At 61.2% G+C, this 15,008-nt stretch carries 14 protein-coding genes; 10 read left to right on the top strand and 4 right to left on the bottom strand.

Features of this window, described 5'->3' with window-relative positions:
* Positions 1 to 67: 67 nt before the first annotated feature.
* Genes ACFPB1_RS00545 through ACFPB1_RS00555 form a run of 3 tightly spaced genes read right to left on the bottom strand, consistent with a single transcriptional unit; the run spans position 68 to position 3,547 of the window.
* Positions 68 to 1,129, bottom strand: coding sequence for a Ger(x)C family spore germination protein (locus tag ACFPB1_RS00545; protein ID WP_379220724.1), 1,062 nt, complete (start codon positions 1,127 to 1,129; stop codon positions 68 to 70).
* Positions 1,126 to 2,217, bottom strand: a complete 1,092-nt coding sequence (locus tag ACFPB1_RS00550; RefSeq protein WP_379220727.1) for a GerAB/ArcD/ProY family transporter — start codon at positions 2,215 to 2,217, stop codon at positions 1,126 to 1,128. Before ACFPB1_RS00550 ends, ACFPB1_RS00545 begins: the two co-directional genes overlap by 4 nt.
* A 1-nt stretch (position 2,218) precedes the next feature.
* Positions 2,219 to 3,547: a spore germination protein gene (locus tag ACFPB1_RS00555; RefSeq protein WP_379220729.1), complete on the bottom strand. Its 1,329-nt coding sequence runs from the start codon at positions 3,545 to 3,547 to the stop codon at positions 2,219 to 2,221.
* 438 nt (positions 3,548 to 3,985) lie between these two features.
* Between ACFPB1_RS00555 and ACFPB1_RS00560 the strand changes: the two genes are divergently transcribed.
* Positions 3,986 to 5,029: a phosphotransferase enzyme family protein gene (locus ACFPB1_RS00560; RefSeq protein WP_379220731.1), complete on the top strand. Its 1,044-nt coding sequence runs from the start codon at positions 3,986 to 3,988 to the stop codon at positions 5,027 to 5,029.
* A 154-nt stretch (positions 5,030 to 5,183) separates the two neighbouring features.
* Complete coding sequence (locus ACFPB1_RS00565) at positions 5,184 to 5,567, top strand: YciI family protein (protein WP_379220733.1); 384 nt, start codon at positions 5,184 to 5,186, stop codon at positions 5,565 to 5,567.
* Positions 5,568 to 5,732: 165 nt separating this feature from the next.
* Here ACFPB1_RS00565 and ACFPB1_RS00570 read toward each other — a convergent pair whose 3' ends face one another.
* Positions 5,733 to 6,437: an NlpC/P60 family protein gene (locus ACFPB1_RS00570; protein ID WP_379220735.1), complete on the bottom strand. Its 705-nt coding sequence runs from the start codon at positions 6,435 to 6,437 to the stop codon at positions 5,733 to 5,735.
* A gap of 321 nt (positions 6,438 to 6,758) precedes the next feature.
* Here ACFPB1_RS00570 and ACFPB1_RS00575 point away from each other — a divergent pair, with 321 nt between their 5' ends.
* From ACFPB1_RS00575 to ACFPB1_RS00610, 8 genes are all read left to right on the top strand, one after another.
* Positions 6,759 to 7,655: a L,D-transpeptidase family protein gene (locus ACFPB1_RS00575; RefSeq protein WP_379220737.1), complete on the top strand. Its 897-nt coding sequence runs from the start codon at positions 6,759 to 6,761 to the stop codon at positions 7,653 to 7,655.
* Positions 7,656 to 8,063: 408 nt separating this feature from the next.
* Entirely contained in the window at positions 8,064 to 9,044 is a 981-nt protein-coding gene (locus ACFPB1_RS00580; protein ID WP_379220740.1) for an aldo/keto reductase, read from the top strand.
* Between the two features lie 99 nt (positions 9,045 to 9,143).
* The gene (locus ACFPB1_RS00585; RefSeq protein WP_379220742.1) at positions 9,144 to 10,058 is read left to right on the top strand and encodes an aldo/keto reductase; all 915 of its coding nucleotides are present in this window, start codon (positions 9,144 to 9,146) and stop codon (positions 10,056 to 10,058) included.
* Between the two features lie 394 nt (positions 10,059 to 10,452).
* Positions 10,453 to 11,181 carry an amino acid ABC transporter ATP-binding protein gene (locus ACFPB1_RS00590; protein ID WP_379220744.1) on the top strand — a complete coding sequence of 243 codons (729 nt, stop codon included), beginning with the start codon at positions 10,453 to 10,455 and terminating at the stop codon, positions 11,179 to 11,181.
* A 69-nt stretch (positions 11,182 to 11,250) separates the two neighbouring features.
* Positions 11,251 to 12,159, top strand: a complete 909-nt coding sequence (locus ACFPB1_RS00595) for an ABC transporter substrate-binding protein (RefSeq protein ID WP_379220746.1) — start codon at positions 11,251 to 11,253, stop codon at positions 12,157 to 12,159.
* An 80-nt stretch (positions 12,160 to 12,239) separates the two neighbouring features.
* Complete coding sequence (locus ACFPB1_RS00600; protein WP_379220748.1) at positions 12,240 to 12,893, top strand: amino acid ABC transporter permease; 654 nt, start codon at positions 12,240 to 12,242, stop codon at positions 12,891 to 12,893.
* Between the two features lie 63 nt (positions 12,894 to 12,956).
* Positions 12,957 to 13,607, top strand: a complete 651-nt coding sequence (locus tag ACFPB1_RS00605; RefSeq protein ID WP_379220750.1) for an amino acid ABC transporter permease — start codon at positions 12,957 to 12,959, stop codon at positions 13,605 to 13,607.
* A gap of 93 nt (positions 13,608 to 13,700) precedes the next feature.
* Positions 13,701 to 15,005, top strand: coding sequence for an ATP-binding protein (locus ACFPB1_RS00610; protein ID WP_379220752.1), 1,305 nt, complete (start codon positions 13,701 to 13,703; stop codon positions 15,003 to 15,005).
* The last annotated feature ends 3 nt before the right edge of the window (positions 15,006 to 15,008 follow it).

The following is a 15,008-nucleotide window of genomic DNA, read 5'->3' on the forward strand; positions in this document are numbered from 1 at the left end:
CTACCCTGACCGCCACCCGGAAAAGCCGCTCCGGTCACCGCCCGGCTTCGCTCCGCATACGATGCCGTTACGTTTTCAGGTTGCCCGTATTGCGTATGATCGTCTTGACCTGCAGCTCGACTTGCAGCCGCGGCAAGTATGCGGTCCGCCATTTCGCCAGCTGCGGGCGCTGCAGTTCGTCCCGGAAATGCTGGCCCAGCCCGAAAATGTCGGCCTCCGTATGCCGCACCTTCGCGATAATTTTCTCGAACCGCTCGGAAACGACCTTCCGCAGCTCCGATTTTATCATTTCGGGGGACGGATCGCCGCGTTTGTCCATAACGACGACTTTGAGGTGGATCGTACTTCTGAGTTGCGGCTTGCCGTCGCGGATCGAGCCCTTGCTCCAGATGCGGCTGCTCGTGATTTGGACGGTGGCATGGCCCATTACCTCGATCTTCCCCTGCGTGTTCATGCCGTCGAAGACGTTGTACAGCAGCGTCTCCTCGTTGTTCAGACGCCCGACCATCTTGCCGTTCTTCATGATCGCCGAGCCGACGCTTCGGATGATCGTCGTGTCGCCGGACTTCACGATCGGGATGACGACGTCGTGCGTGTACGAGTGGATGCTGCGGAAAATGCGCCAGGTCGGCGTGTACGCGATGTCGGGGCTCCAGCCGGCGCTTTTCTGGAAGAAGTCGTAGATCGCGGTATTGTTGTGGTCGGCCCGGTCCTGCATATGTTTGAAGAATTTTTCGAGCGGCTCGTCGCAGACGACGAACATCGTCTTGGGCGCGATATGCCGGGAGCGCACGATGCTTGCGATGCCCTCGGACAGCCCGCTCTCCGCGAATTCGCGGTCGACGATGATGACCTTCAGGTGAAGCAGGTCGACCTGGCTTTCCATATTCATGCTGATATGATCGATGACTTTGTTGATGGAATCGCCTTTGTCGGAGATGACCTGAATGCCTTCGGACTCCGACTCCGTTACTTCCGGGATATCCAGGTAGAGGGTGTATTTGCCATCGTGATACGAGATTCCCATGGCGATCGGCAGGGAGCGGTGGTTGATGTCCTTGTTGGTCCAGCAGCCGGCGAGCAAGAGGAGCAGCAGGACCGCGGCTGCCGTTTTCGACAGTGTTCTCATGGCGCCTCCTTCTGCAGCTGGCCGGTGTATCGGCGGCCGGCGGCGAACACGGCGAGCGGCGTTATGATGGACACGTAGCCCCACAAGTACAAATCCCAGCGGAATAACGCGTTGACGGACTTCCAATCCGGAATGAATAAACAACAGACGAATATGACGCAGGCGAGAATCGGCAGCAGGATGTTCGGCCGGACGTTCCGGACGCTGAGGCGAAACACATTTTCCATCTGCCAGATGAGAACCGCGATAAACAGCAGGATGAATGCCAGCAGGCCGAGCACGAGGAACATCGTCACCCGGTCGAACATAAGCCATTCGATGTCGATCGTGTCGGCGGTGAAGATGAATGGAAATTCCAGCTGGCTCGAGGTCTCTTCGCCAAGCGTCATTAACGGAATGTAGACGGCTAAGAGGTACAGCGGAATCAGGAACGCATAAGCGGTATAAATGCCCCGGGCGGTAAACGAGACGTAGGACGGAACCAGTCCCATGAATAAGAAGCAGCCCGAAAACGCAAACAGGCTCTTGTAATATGAAGCTTGTCCGAGAAACGCGAAATCCGAAGCGCTTCGGGGAACAAGCGGCGCCGCGTAATGCGGATCGATGTTCTGGAACGAAGCGGCGAGCACGAATAGGACCGAAGGCAGGAACAGCACGCCCATTAGCAGGCTTAACCGCATCAAGCCTTGAATGCTGCCGCGGAGCACGATGTACGTCGGGATGGCGATGAACATGAAATCGAAATGCCACAGCGGCATCGAGGACGAGACGACGATCGAAATGATTTCCGCGAACGACCGAACTGTCAAGACGGCCAGCACGCCGATATATAGCCAGAGGGGCAGGAAGATCACCCAACCGAGCCACCGGCTCTTGCGCATGAGCACCGTAACGACGTTATGCCCGTGATAGTAACGGATGCCTTTCAAATAAAGCGCGATGATCGCCAATTGGATCAACAGTCCGGTAGCGATGGGCAGCCAATGGATTTCCTTGGTGCTCGCGATCATGTCCATGGGGAAAAGGTAGAACATCATGCCCGTATGCATGAGGAAAAACGTCATCGGCACTTGCATGTTTTTGAACACGTCATTCACCTTCCGGTTTGTTTGCTTGCAAATACGGAATGTCGAGCGTTTTCTCGCAGGCCAAATAGGCGCAAACCAAAACCAGTCCGGACATTAGGCCGAGCACGCCGTAGAGGGCGGACAGCACGAGCGTGACATACTTGAACATTCGGAACGTCAGTACGTTCTGAAACCCGACCGCGGTCGCGCCGGAGATCGTGCCGGCCGCCAGTACGATGATGAGCAGATTGCTGACCAGCTTGGCCGCTACGGCCGCTTGCCCGAGCACGATGCCGCCGACCATCGTGATCGCGGGACCGATGCTGGCCGGAAGCCGAATGAGCGCCTCCATCAGCAGCTCCAGGACGATCATCATGACGAGCGTTTCGACGAAGGCGGGGTAGGGCACTTCCAGGCGGCTCTTCGCGATCGAATGGGCCAGTTCGAAGCGCAGCACGTCGGGATTGACCGAGACGAGCGAGACGTAAAGCGCCGGAAGGAGAATCATCAGAAGCAGGCCGAAGACGCGGTAGACCCGCAGAAATATCGCGATCGGCTGCGGGTAGTTCCGGTCTTCCTCCGACATGATGAAGTCGGATGCCAAGCTGGGCACCACGATCGCGTAGGGCAGGCTTTCAATGAAGATGACGGCCCTGCCGTTGCGCAACGCCCGAACCGCGTTGGCAGGCGTCTCGCACGTGCGGAACCGGGTTACGATGCCGTACTTGGACAAGCCGAGCAGTTTGGTCAAGTCTTGCAGATTGTCGATGTCCAGGCTCGACTGCAATTCGCGCGACTTCAGCCGATCCGTCAGCTTGCGCAGCAGCGAAGGATGGATTGCGCCTTCGAGATAGGCGAGCGTCACGCGGCTTTTGTACGTGTGGCAGAAGCTGTACGTCAAGAAATGGAAGTCGTCTGAATTGATCCGCTTGCGCAGCATGCCGAGATTCAGGTCCATGTCTTCATTGAAGGCACCGTTCGGATTCAGGATCGGATTCTCCATCAGCGGTTCCGAAATGGGGCGGTGCAGCTGCTGCAGGATCGGGTATAGGCTGAAGACCGATTCGGACGGTTCATGGACGACGATCAGCTTCGCGTCGCGCAGCGCGGCGGTCAGTTCCTGCAGCCTGTTTGCCAGCTTGCATCCGAGTCCCGCGAGCATGCGCAGCAGCTCTTCCTCCGAGCCGCCGCCGTCGTGCAGCTGCTGCCGGATCATCGTGAGCGTCTGCGGGAAGTCGATCATGGACTTGAAGCCGACGAGCGCAACCGACGCGCCTCCGAAGTAAGCCCGGTGCACCATAAAATCCTCCTCGCGTTCATAATGCCGCTCCAGCTCCGTCACGACCGACATCGTTCATCCTCCTTCGCCATGGTTCCGATTCTTGTCGATATACTTGTCCAGTATCTCTAAATGCCGCGTTCGATAAACCTGAACCTAGTCAGCGCGGCGCCGGAAGCGAGGAGGCTCGATCGTTGCCGTCGAAGAAACGGGCTGCATGGGGGTGATTAATGCGATTAATCATTCGTGCGCGCATTTTGATTAATGATGTTAACTAACGAGGGAGGTACTTCTCTTTTTCTGCGGCAATCGAATGCCTGCACGTCCTGGTGAAAAAGAACCGCTCCCGGCGGTTCTGTTTATTTCATGGCATTAATTGAATATCGCATGAACCGCCGGTCGGTGCGTTCGGATGATTATGCAGGAAGGCGGCTAGTTCGCGACGAATGGAGGAAGGACGACGTCTAGCCATGCTTGCTTGACGTAATGCCGGCGCCCGGGAGGGGTATGATGAAAGTTCGCTATCCGATCGCGGACGCCGCGCTCGCCGGCAGCCTGGAGCGCGCCTATCCGATTCGAATCCAGGAGATCGCCTTCATTCCGCACGGCGATTCCGCGTATTCGTACAAGCTCGTCTGCGGCGGGGGAGCCGCCTATTATTTGAAGCTCTACGATCATGCGAACGACCGGCAGCGGAGCGGGATTGATCGCCTGCCGCGCTACTTGCCGCTCATTCGGCGTCTGCATCGCGACGGAGTATTCCCGAACGCGGCGCGTCCGGTACCCAACATAAGCGGCGGGCTGTCGTCCGAATGCGGCGGATACACCTTAGTGCTCTACGGTTTCATTGAAGGGGAAACGCTGGCGGATGCCTACCCGTTCCCGGACGGCTTGCTCGAGGAAGTCGCCGAAGTAATGGCCGGCATCCATCGGCTCGCTTCCGTCGCGGCCGGTGTGGGCGTCGCGTCCGAATCGTTCGAGCTGGCTTTCGCGGATCGGCTCGAGTCCTGCCTGTCCGCGCTCGAACGGACGGACTTCGCCGGAAGCCCGGTCCAGCTGGCGCTGCGGGCGCTTATCTCGCCCGAGCGCGCGCGTATCCGCGGGCTCCTGCGGCTCGTCCGCGAGCTTCGGCGCGAAGCCGTCGCGGATGAGCGCGAATACGTGCTCTGCCATGGGGATCTGTGGGGCGGGAACCTGATTCGCGGCGAACGCGGCTTGTCCGTGCTCGATTGGGAGAACGCGCTGCTGGCGCCTCCGGAATTCGACTGGTTCGGCTATATCGGCGACCGGTTCGAGCGGTTCGCCGCCGCTTACGAGCGGCGCCGGGGACGTCCCGTAGCGCTCGACGGAGGTCTGCTGCGCTTCTATGCGTACCGCCACCATTTGCGCAATCTGACGAACTGGCTGCTGAACATTCTAGGGCGCAACCGCGACGACGCGCAGAGCGCGCATGATTTGGACCTGATCGCGCATCATTGCTTGAACCGGCTGGATGCGATCGAGCCGGATGCCGCGCGGGCCGAGCGCGAATTCGGCCGGCCGGGCCGTTCTTGATCCGCGAATGCGCCGCGGGTTCGGAATAATCGCGAGTCAAGCGCGAATTCGCAATCATGTCGTCCGTCGCGTCGATTCGGGCGACGGCCGTTCGTCGTCCTTATGAAAGCGCAGAAGCGCTTACCCGAATTCACTCGCCAAAGGAGAATGAATGATGCTATTCGTATGCTTGGGCTATTTCGATCGCGAAGCGATGGACGCCCGTCCGAAGGAGGAAATCGAAGCGGTCATGGGGCAATGCGGGCCGCATCTCGAGGAGCTGTACGGCACTGGCCGGGTCTTCCTAGACGCCGGACTGGGTACCGTCGGCAAAACCATCAGGCGTGCGGAAGGAAGGACGGTCGTGACCGACGGCCCGTTCATCGAATCGAAGGAAATGATCGGCAGCGCGTTCTTCGTCGAAGCGGAGGACCTGGACGAAGCCGTCCGGATCGCATCGCTGCATCCGGCCGTGCGGCTGGCCGAAGGCGAAGCGTTCGGCTGGGGCCTTGAAGTCCGGCCCATACATTACTTCGAGCGCAGAGACCCGCAGCGGTAGAGACCGCGGCGGAAGACGCGAGAGCAGCCGGTACCCCTGCTTTCAACCATGGCAAAAGACCCGCAAGCGGGCACGATCCGTCGTGTCCGGCTTGCGGGTCTTGTTCGCGATTGCGGTCTTGGCGCGTTCGGCAAGGAACGGACGCGCCGTGCCGCGCAGCCGCCTTTAGACGCGCTGGCCGCGGATATAATGGCTCTTCCAGTACGAGCTGTTGAAATCCGAGACGACGACGCCCTCGTCCGGCAGGTTGTTGATGAATTGGCCGTTGCCCATGTAAATGCCGACGTGATTGACCTGTCCCGGCTTGCTGACGCTGAAGAAGACGAGATCGCCGGCCTTCAGCTGGCTGCGCGGCACGTACGAGCCGATCTTGGCTTGGGCTTTCGAGCCCCACGGAATCGATTTGCCGTTCAGCTGGAACACGTACTGCGTGAACGAGGAGCAGTCGAAGAGGAGCCGCTTCTGATCGCGTTCCCCGAAGACGTATTTCACTTTCCCGATGTACGATTTCGCCGTGTTGACGATGCGGCTGCCGCTCGAAGCGCCGCTGCCCGGATTCGGCTGCGGATTGGCGGATTCGCGGATCGTGACGTACGAACGGGACACGTAGCCGGTGCGGCCGTCATAGTCGACGAGCACCCAGTAGTCGTTCGCCGCTTCGACGGGAAGCACGGTGCCGGCCTTGACGAAGCCGATGATCGAAGCGCTCGTGCTCTGGCCGGAGCGGAAGTTGACGCCTTTGTTGACGGTCGCCGTCGCGACGGGCGATGCCGACGCGGGCGCCGCGAATCCGCCGATCGCGGACAGGGCCAGGCCCAGGCTTAACGTGATGGCAGCAGCCGATTTTCCAAGGTGTTTCTTAAGTCGCATGGTCGTGATGACCTCCTTATGTATCGTGGGATGAATTCCTTGCCTGTCCATACTCTACCATAGCCGGGCTTGCCACCATTTACCTGCGTAGGATGAAGTTAACGTCCGCGCTGAAGAAATCGCCAATTATTAGATCTTCATGAGAAAAATTAAGAAATCATTCCTTGACAGGAAACAAACGCTCAGCTCTACATAATTTCGCCAACGGGTTCCAAAACCGCGTCCAGCATGGCAAGGGCGCTTCCTTCGATTCATATAGTGAGTCATGAACGTTCTATCCGACTTCTATCTGAATCGAAAGCGAGGTTATCAAGCACGAGTATGAAACCATTCCATTGGAGAGCCGGTCTCGCCGCGATCGCCGCTTTGCTGCTGTGGAGCGTCCTGTTCGCGCCCCCGGCGAGCGCGGCGGAGGCGAAGAACCAGCTGATTATCGTGAACAAGCAGACGAACGAACTGGCCTTCTTCGAGAACGGCGCGCTGGTCAAGACGTTCCCCGTCGGCACGGGCCGAACGCCGGACCTGACGCCCGAGGGTACCTTCCCGATCGTCAATAAGATCAAGAACCGGCCTTACTACAAGGACCATATTCCCGGCGGCGATCCCCGCAATCCGCTCGGCGACCGCTGGCTGGGGCTCGAAGTCGACGGCACGTACGGCACGACGTACGCGATTCACGGCAACAACAATCCGAAATCGATCGGCCGCTATGTCAGCGCGGGCTGCATCCGCATGAACAACGACGCGATTCATTGGCTGTTCCCGCAGATCGAGCTCGGCACGAAGGTCGTCATTACGTCGTCCGGGCATTCGTTCGCCGCGATCGCGGCGGCGCACGGTTATCCGGTCTGGCAGCGTTACGAAGGCAAGCTGTCGCTGAACGGCCAGGCGCGGACGCTGAGCCGCGACGTCGTCGTCGCCGATTCGCGCGTCTTCTTGCCGATGCGGGAGCTGTTCGAGCTGCTGGGAGCGAGCGTCGCGTGGGACGGCGAGACGAAGACCGTCACCGCGATCGTCGGCGGCCGGACGATCACGCATGTCCCGCAGACGGGCACGGTGACCGTCGACGGCAGGACGATAGCGATCACGCCGTCCCTCGTGTCGTCGAATACCGTGCTGCTTCCGGTCCGCGGCATCTTCGAGTTGATCGGGTACGATATCGCCTGGGACGGCCGGGCGAAGGAGATCCGGATGACCTCCGTATCCGGTGCATTCTAATCCGCGCAGCGCAAGCCGCGCGGGCGGCGGAAGGAGGCGCACCAGGGCCGGCGGCGGCTCGGGCGGCATCGCCCGCTTGAAGGGGCGGCCGGCCGCCGGCCGCCTCTCTTGGCCGCGCGTCCGCGCCGTGCTTCTTTGCCGGGAAGCCGCGCAGCCGCGGGCTTTCGTCTATACGGTTCGCTTCGGGTAAGTAAGTAACAATTTTTTCACGTCTTCTCGCGCCGGGACAGGTTCTTTATAATGGAAAGTGGCAAACCGCGGGCGGGCGAAGGTGTGCGGCTGAATGCGAAAGCGCTTTTTCAGCCGGCGCCGCCGTCCGTCCGAGCCGAACGATGTCGTTCGCCGCACTTGTCGCACGGAACTCCGGACGAACCGGAGGAATCGAAACACGAATAGGAGGCATCGCGCATGAAGTACACCTATTTGGGAAAATCGGGCTTGAAGGTCAGCAAGTTATGCTTGGGCACGATGAATTTCGGTCCCGAAACGGACGAGCAGGAAGCGTTCCGGATCATGGACGCCGCTCTGGACGCGGGCGTCAACTTCTTCGACACGGCCAATGTGTACGGCGGCCAGGGCAATCGGGGAAGAACCGAGGAGATCATCGGCCGCTGGTTCGCGCAGGGCGGAGGCCGGCGGGAGAAGGTCGTCCTCGCGACCAAGGTGCATAACAACATGGACGACGCCTTGGACGGGCCCAACATGACGAATGGGCTGTCCGCCTACAAGATCCGCCGCCACCTGGAAGGCTCGCTCCGCCGTTTGAACACGGATCACGTCGAGCTCTACCAAATGCACCACGTCGACCGCAACGTCGGCTGGGACGAGCTGTGGGACGCGTTCCAGGTCCATATTAATCAAGGCAAGATCAGCTATGTCGGCTCCAGCAATTTCGCCGGCCGCGATCTGGTGAAGGCGCAGTACGAAGCGAAAGCGAGACATCGTCTCGGACTCGTGTCCGAGCAGCATAAATTCAGCCTGCTGTGCCGGCTGCCGGAGCTGGAAGTGCTCCCGGCCGCGCAGGATCAGGGCATCGGCGTCATCGCCTGGAGTCCGCTGGACGGCGGCCTGCTGGGCGGTAACGCGCTCAAGGCATCCGGCGGCTCGCGCAGCACGCGTTCGCAGGAGCGGGTCGACGCGCACCGGAGCAAGCTCGAGCAATTCGCCAGCCTGTGCCGGGAGCTCGGCGAGAGCGAAGCCAACGTCGCGCTGGCGTGGACGCTCGCGCACCCGGCCATGACGGCGCCGATCATCGGGCCGCGGACGCTGGCGCAGTTCCAGGATACGCTGCGCGTCGTCGACATCGAATTGTCGGACGAGACGCTGAAGCGGCTCGACGAGATCTTCCCGGGACCGGGCGGCGAAGCGCCGCAAGCGTACGCGTGGTAACGAGAAGGGTATCGGCCTATTGAACGCCGAGCTCTTCATCAGGAATGTCATGATCCGAATGACGTGAGACCAACATTCGATATCAAGGAGGCAATTGCCATGACGACGCTGCAAACCTCGACTCTCGGCCGGACCGGCCTCGCGGTCACTCGGCTCGGCTTCGGCGCGATGGAAATCCGCGGGCCGCGCATCTGGGGCGGCCGCCCCGTCGCGGACGGAGAGGCGGACCGGATTCTGAACGCCGTCCTCGACGCCGGCATTAATTTCATCGATACGTCCTACGACTACGGCTTGAGCGAAGAATACATCGGCCGGTTCATCAGCAAGCGCCGGAGCGAATACGTCCTCGCGACCAAGTGCGGCTGCACGGTCGTGAACGCAGGCGATCACGACGAGACGCCGCATGTCTGGACGCGGGACAACCTGCTCCGCAACATCGACGTCAGCCTGAGCCGCATGAAGACGGACTACGTCGACTTGCTGCAGCTGCACAATCCGACGCTGGACCAGACGGAGGAAGGCAGTCTGATCGACGTGCTGAAGGAAATCCAGGCGTCGGGCAAAGCGCGCTGGATCGGCATCTCCTCGACGCTGCCGCATCTGCCGGCTTATATTGAGACCGGCGCCTTCGATTCGTTCCAAATTCCGTATTCCGCGCTCGAGCGGGATCACGAGAATCTCATCGCGGCCGCCGCGCAGGCCGGCGCCGGCACAATCATCCGCGGCGGCGTCGGACGCGGCGAGCCGGGGTACGGTCTCGGCAACCAGGACCGCTGGGCTGCCTGGGAACAGGCGAAGCTCGATGAGCTGCTGGACGAGGGCGAGAGCCGGACCGACTTCATCCTGCGGTTCACGCTCAGCCACCCGCAGCTGACGACGACGATCGTCGGCACGAAGAACCCCGAGCATCTCGCCGAGAACATCCGCATTGCGGAGAAGGGGCCGCTCGCCGAGGACGTGTACGAAGAGGCGAAGAAGCGCCTGAGCGCCGCGGGCCAGCAGCCCAAGGCTTAAGGCCGGCGTCTCGTCTTCATTCTCTTCATCCATCTATCAGATCGCTAAGGATGGCCGATCCAATCCGCCCGTTTGGGCGGATTTTTCTGATTTCGCCGCAAATCGGACGATCGCCGTGCGGCTCCCGGACCGTGGCCGATCGGGTTCCGGCGGCGTTCCGATTGATTCCGACGCGTTATCGTTCCTGCCTTCGATTGTAGCTAGACGCCTCCTCGCCCGTCGCATCGACGTCGGATTCGCCGCCTTCGGGCGGCTTTTTTCATGAATTCCCGTAGGATTCGGTCGGATCGCGTAGGATGGCCGTATCGTGGACCTAGCATCGCGTGATTTAACTTGACATGACTCGTCCATCGGCCGTGCATGCTGCGGCAAGTGGCGGAAAGGAGGAGGTACGATGATTGCGTTCGAGCAAGTCGACAAACATTACGGCGACTTTCATGTCTTGAAGGACATCGGGCTCCGCGTCGAGTCGGGCGAGGTCGTCGTGGTCGTCGGCCCGTCGGGGTCGGGGAAGAGCACGCTGCTCCGGTGCATCAATCGGCTGGAGTCGATCACGAGCGGCAGCCTGACCGTGCTCGGCGTCAAGCTCGGGGACAAGGGGACTGACATCAATCGGCTGCGGCGGGACATCGGCATGGTGTTCCAGCATTTCAACCTGTACCCCCACATGACCGCCCTCGGCAACGTCTCGCTCGCGCCGATGAAGGTGCTCGGACAGCCGCGGGCGGAAGCGGAGGCGACGGCCAGAATGTACCTGGATAAGGTCGGCATCGGGGACAAGGCGGACCGGTATCCGGCGCAGTTGTCCGGCGGCCAGCAGCAGCGCGTCGCGATTGCGCGGGGGCTTGCGATGAAACCGAAGATCATGCTCTTCGACGAACCGACGTCCGCGCTCGATCCCGAGATGGTCGGCGAAGTGCTGGACGTCATGAAGGCGCTCGCGCGGGAAGGGATGACGATGGTCGTCGTCACGCACGAGATGGGGTTCGCCCGCGAGGTCGCGGACCGCGTCGTGTTCATGGATCACGGCCGCATTCTGGAGGTGTCCCCGCCGGAGGTCTTCTTCGAGCGGCCGCAGGAAGAGCGGGCGCGCGTGTTTCTTAACCGGGTGCTTCATCATTGACGGGGCGCTTCGTCACTTACAAGGCGCATCGTTCCGGTCACGTTCAATCCAAGAGAGGGGAAATGTACGATGAAACGAAGAAAATGGCTATTCGCTTGTGTCCTCACGATGCTGCTGGCGGCAATTGCGCTTACGGGCTGCGGCTCCAATAACGGCGCGAACGGAGGATCGAACGCTTCGTCGAACGGCAATGCCGCGAGCGGCGGGGCGGCGGAAGGCGACGGCGCCGGCAACGCCGGCGGAGATCAGGCGGCTGGCTCGGCGGCGCTTGACGCCATTAAGAGCCGCGGCAAGCTCGTCGTCGGCGTCAAGTTCGACACGAAGCTGTTCGGCCTAAAGGACCCGGCAAGCGGCAACGTCGAAGGCTTCGACGTCGACATCGCGAAGGCGCTCGCTAAGGAGATCGTCGGGGACGAAACCAAGATCGAGTTGAAGGAGGTCACGTCGAAGACCCGCATCCCGATGCTCAACAACGGCGAGATCGACATGATCGTCGCCACGATGACGGTTACGGAGGAACGGAAGAAGGAAGTCGACTTCTCCGACGTGTACTTCAAGGCGGGCCAGTCACTGCTCGTGAAGAAGGGCAGCCCGATCAAGAGCATCGACGATATCAAGAAGGGAATCAAGGTGCTGGCCGTCAAGGGCTCGACATCCGTGGACAACATCAAGGAAAAAGCGCCCGACGCGACCGTGCTGGAATTCGACAATTACCAGGACGCGTTCAGCGCGCTCAAGGCCGGGCAAGGCGACACGCTGACGACGGACAACGCGATTCTGTACGGCATGGCCGCGCAGGATCCGAATTATGAGGTCGTCGGCGAGCCGTTCACCGACGAACCGTACGGCATCGCGATCAAGAAGGGCGAGACCGCGCTTCTGGACGCCGTCAACGCCGGGCTCAAGAAGCTGAACGACAGCGGCGCGTACAAGGAAATTTACGAGAAATGGATCGGCGAGACGCCGGCGACTAACTAACGTAAGCAAGCGCGAAGCGCGACCGGCCTTGGCGCCGCCGCGCTTCGCGCTTGCCCGATTCGGGCGGAAGGAGGGATACGATGCCGGATCTGTCGATTTTCACGGACCATTTCGGGTTATACATGAAAGGCTTCGGCAACACCATTCTCTCGAGCGTCGCCGCCTTGCTCGGCAGCTTCGCGCTCGGGACGGTCGTGGCCGTCTTCCGCATCTCGGCCGTCAAGCCGCTGCGGTGGGCCGGGACCGCCTTCGTCGAGTTTATTCGCAACATTCCGATCTTACTCATTGTCTTTGCGTTTTATATAGGGCTGCCGACGCTGGGCGTCACACTGAGCGGATTCGCCTGCGGCACGATCGGGCTGACGGTATATACGGCGTCCTTCGTCGCCGAAGCCATCCGCGCGGGCATCCTGAGCGTGCCGGCCGGCCAGTCGGAAGCAGCCAGATCTTCGGGCATGAGCTACGCGCAGACGATGCGCTTTATCGTGCTGCCGCAGGCGATCAAGATCGTCATTCCGCCGCTCAGCAACCAGTTCATTAACCTGGTGAAGAATTCGTCGGTGCTGGGCGTGTTCGCCGGTTTCGACCTGATGTACTACGGCGATCAAGTGGCGAGCAAGACGTACGCGACGTTCGACACGTACCTGTTCGTCGCGGCGCTCTATCTCGTCCTGACGCTGCCGCTCAGCTGGGCGGCGCTCCGGCTGGAACGCCGGTGGGCGCGGAACGGCTAGTTTTCGCGCGAACGGGCGCGGATTCGCCAAGCCCGTCAATTCCGATATTAGGAGGATCGAAGGATGGACATCGCCGGCGCATTCGCCTACCATAATCTCATCTTTATCCTCAAAGGCTTCGGCATGACGCTCTGGGTCGCCTTCGTCGCGATCGTCGCGAGCTTCGTGCTCGGCGGCATCGCCGGAACGCTGCGTTACATGCGCATTCCGGTCGTCTCCCGGGTAATCGGCGCGGTCGTCGAGATCATCCGCAACCTGCCGCTGCTGCTCATCCTATTCTTCACGTACTTCGCCATGCCCGACGTGGGTATCAAGCTGAGCGTGACGAGCGCGGCGATCGTCGGCTTGACGGTCTTCGAGGCGGCGATGATTTCGGAAGTCGTGCGCAGCGGGCTGAATGCCGTCCCGAAGGGCCAGATCGAAGCCGCGCGTTCGTCCGGGCTCACGCGCCTGCAAACGATCCGGTACATCGTGCTGCCGCAAGGGGTGCGGGCCATGGTGCCGCCGCTCGTGAGCCAATTCATCTCTCTCCTGAAGGACACGTCGCTCGCCATCGTCATCTCGCTGCCGGAGCTGATGCATAACGCGAAGATCGTCATCGCCCAGCAGTACGACTATACTCTGCCGGTGCTCGCGCTGGTTGCCGTGCTGTATTTCGCGGTGAATTACGCCTTGTCGATCGCGGCGCGTCGGCTCGAGAACAAACGCGTCTAGCATAGAGCAAAGCGCCTCGGGCCAGGCCCGGTTCCGAAAGGCGCTGCGATCGCGTGCTACCGGCCGCGCCGCCCGACGGGCTCATGGGAGTGGGTGCCTATCGCTATCGCGAAGCAAAGCGGCTTCAAAACCGAAAACATGCAAATTACCGTCATTGCCGTCGTCGTCGCGGTCGCGGGAGAATTCAAGATCAACCCGTTCAGCGGCGACTTCTTCCGCATCGGTCTTGGCAGCAGCGCCTTCCTGTTCCTGCTGCTCTTCATGCGCCATCTGCCGTACCGCAGGACGGGGCTCGCCGTCGGGGCGACGGTGCTGCTGTTCCGGATCGCGCTCGACGGCGCGGCGGAAGGCGCGGCGTTCTCGCTGCTCGGCAGCGTGCACGCGCATTTCTCCGCGATGCTGTACTACGCCGTCTTCGGCGCGGGAATGGCGCTCGTGCAAAGCCGGCTGCAGCAGCTCGATCCGCTCATTCTCGGAGCGTGCGCAACGCTGATCGATATCGTCTCGAACGAGGCGGAGCTCCTCTCGCGGAGCCTCGCTTTCGGCCTGCCCGTATTCCGCGCCGATCAGATCGGCGTCGTTTCCTTGATTGCGGCGGTGCGGAGCTATTTTACGGTCGGCATCTACAGCAGCATCGCGGTGAACCAGATGCGGGTCGTGCAAGCCGAGCAGCAGAAGCGGCTCGAGCAGATGATCGGCGTCGGCAGCGGGCTGTACGCCGAAGCGTTCTACCTGCGCAAATCGATGGACGTCATCGAGCAGATTACCGCCAAGAGCCACGATCTGTACGAGCGCTTGAACGAGGAGGGGCTGCGGACGCACGGCCGGGCCGTCCTCGAGCTCACGCAACAGATTCACGAGGTCAAGAAGGACTCGCAGCGCATCTTGGCCGGGCTGACCAAGCTGGTCGATCTCGACCATGCCTCCGAGATGACCCTGGCCGAGATCGTTAGTCTCGTCGCGAAATCGAACGGCGAATACGCCCGGATGCTGAAGAAGGACATCCGCATGGAGTCCGAGATCCGCACCGATTATGCGACCCGCCATTACATACCGCTCCTGACGGTGCTGAACAATTTGGCGGCCAACGCGGCCGAGGCGATCGAAGCGCGCGGCACCGTGCGCTTCGACGTGTATGAACGGGGAGATGAGACCTTCTTCACGGTCGCCGATACCGGGACGGGCATCGCGGAGCAGGACCGGGACCTCGTGTTCGAGCCGGGCTTCACAACCAAATTCAACCAGGAAGGGACGGCGGCGACGGGGATCGGCCTGTCGCATGTGCGCGACATCGTCGGATCGTTCGAGGGCAGGCTGCGCCTGCTGGCACCGGGGAAGGACGCATTAACGACGTTCGCGGCGGCGTTCCCGACGGAACGGTTGAAGAAAGGGGGATAGGCC

Source organism: Paenibacillus sp. GCM10023250, assembly GCF_042653205.1.
Classification (GTDB): Bacteria; Bacillota; Bacilli; order Paenibacillales; family Paenibacillaceae; genus Paenibacillus_Z.